Consider the following 229-nt stretch of genomic DNA (forward strand, 5'->3'; position numbering starts at 1 on the left):
TGGGTGTAGAACGACCTGAGTACCACCCAAGGCACCGAGCGATTCGCTCGAACGTCCCACTCGAGGTCGTGTTGATTCAGCATTTCCGCTGCCGCCGACTCGAGATACACCTCGAACGCCGTCACCGAGTCCTTCACAGTTGCCGAACGCGGCATCCAGTCGTAGTCGGGCGGCATTACATTGGGCAGTTGGCTGGGAAGAATGTCGATCGGGTCGGGCTCGTCTCCGG

General features: G+C 60.3%; 1 protein-coding gene. It reads right to left on the reverse strand.

Annotated elements, in window-relative coordinates:
• Positions 1-229: hypothetical protein (locus AC3XQU_RS25175; RefSeq protein ID WP_489876808.1), on the reverse strand; the 229-nt coding region annotated here is incomplete at both ends.

This window comes from Telluria sp. AZSoR62, from assembly GCF_058111565.1.